The organism is Collinsella sp. AM17-1 (assembly GCF_003470665.1).
GTDB lineage: Bacteria > Actinomycetota > Coriobacteriia > Coriobacteriales > Coriobacteriaceae > Collinsella.
In genome coordinates, this window is record NZ_QRJZ01000039.1 from 1 (window position 1) to 1910 (window position 1910).

General features: G+C 54.6%; 2 protein-coding genes. Both read right to left on the reverse strand.

The window, feature by feature from the left end; genetic code table 11:
* Positions 1 to 603: 603 nt before the first annotated feature.
* The gene (locus tag DW195_RS10625; protein ID WP_233540867.1) at positions 604 to 747 is read right to left on the reverse strand and encodes a hypothetical protein; all 144 of its coding nucleotides are present in this window, start codon (positions 745 to 747) and stop codon (positions 604 to 606) included.
* A gap of 15 nt (positions 748 to 762) precedes the next feature.
* The gene (locus DW195_RS10215) at positions 763 to 1728 is read right to left on the reverse strand and encodes an aminotransferase class I/II-fold pyridoxal phosphate-dependent enzyme (RefSeq protein WP_233540868.1); all 966 of its coding nucleotides are present in this window, start codon (positions 1726 to 1728) and stop codon (positions 763 to 765) included.
* Positions 1729 to 1910 lie beyond the last annotated feature (182 nt).

The window sequence follows — 1910 nt, forward strand, 5'->3', positions numbered from 1 at the left end:
TCGGAAGGCACGTGCAGACCTTTCGTCATGGCCTCCTACCTTTCTTTCGGGCCCCTGTCAGGGCCGATTCGTTAGCGCCCCTCCGTGTGAGGCGTTATTGCTGACGACATATTTATATCCAAAATCAGTCCATACTTCCACCTCGCCCCCGAACGGTTTTATATGAGGGGTGAACGGCATACACATATACTTCACGCATGGCACACTTTGATTTAATAAAGTTTATTTACGTGCTAAAACGCGTTTTCAATCCAAATAGCAAATGGAACTTAACTTTATTAAACCACTCTCAAATTGCATATTTCTAATAAAGCTATGAATAGAATTAGCGATTCATGCCGCGTCTCAACCATTTTCATTTTTATTCAGAAAAAAGTTTGTTCTATTCATTTCTGGTAAACAAATTACCGTTTACCAGACGCTTGATACCGTTCACCGGAAGCTCAGTATAAGGCCCAGCGGATACCGGCTCGCTTTACGGCCCCATTTGTAACAACTTGACTTCTCGGTATAGAAAAACGAACCCGCTTCCCCTTGGGAAACGGGTCCGTTTTCGATTATCTTCGGCCAATTTGGATAAGGCCCTCGAAGATCGTCGGAATCCTAGCGATCGAACTCCGCCAGTGCCTCGCCCAAAAGCTTCAGGCCCTCGCGAAGAACGTCTTCGCTCGCGCAGTAGCCCAGGCGTGCGCCGCAGGGAAGCTCAAAGCGGCTACCGGGGACCAGCAGCACTCCCCTCTCGGCCAACAGGCGCTTACAGAATTACTCGTCATCCTCGGGAATATCCAGCTGGATAAACGAGGTGGATATTCCCTGCGGGGCCGTCCAGGAAACGCGATGCTGCGTATCGATCCAAGCCTGCGCGATATCGCGGTTGCCAAACACGATCTTGCGATTGCGCTCGAGAATCTTGTCCTTGTGCTCGAGCACGTAGGTCGCCATGGCATCGTTGAACACGCCGCCGCAGATCATGGTGTAGTCGCGGTAGGTGCGGATGCGGTTGGACACCTCTTCGTCGGCCACGACCCAGCCCACGCGGGCCGCAGGCGTCGAATAGGTCTTGGACACCGAGTTGGTGACAATGGCCTTCTCGTACACGTCGGCCATCGACATAAAGGCCTTGGTGTTCTCAAGCGGCAGGTACACCTCGTCGCACAGCACATAGGCGCCAGCCGAACGGGCGATCTCGGCAATCTGGCCGAGCATATCGGCATCGAGCACCGTACCGATGGGGTTCGATGCGTTATTGATGCAGATGAGCTTGGTGTTGGGGCGCACCGAGCGCTTGAGCTCATCGATATCGGGCTTCCAGCCGAGCTCCTCGCGAAGCTCCCAATACTCGACCTCGGCACCGAGCGTACGCGGAATCTCATAGAGCGGCGCGTAGGTGGGCCACTCGGCGATGACATGGTCGCCGGGCTCGACCACGGCCATGATGGCGTTGAGGTTAGCGCCCGTGCAGCCATTGGTCTGCAGAATGTGATCGGGATTGGCCTCGCGACGATACAGCTTGGCAACCTCGGCCTTAAACTCCGGAGAGCCCTCGATCCAGCCGTAGTTCATCTTCTCGCGATCCAGGCGCTCGTAGAACGTGGCGCCGTCCTGCTCGTCCAGTGCGCGAAGCTCGCCCATGGTCAGCGACGAGATCGTCGACTGAGCGATATCCCAGGTAGCACTCTTCTCCCAAACGTTGAGCCATTCCTCAACACCGATTGTCTTGATATCCATGGCCACCTTATCTGATCTTCATTTAGCGTCATTAAACATGAATGGGGCGGTGCGAAAGATCCGCACCGCCCCAATGGGAGACATCTAATGGCAGCTAGATGTTTGTAGTAAGACCTGTACGGGTCTTTGAAAACCTTAGAGGTCCTCGCGCCAGAAGGGCATGCTCATGCAGCGCGGGCCGC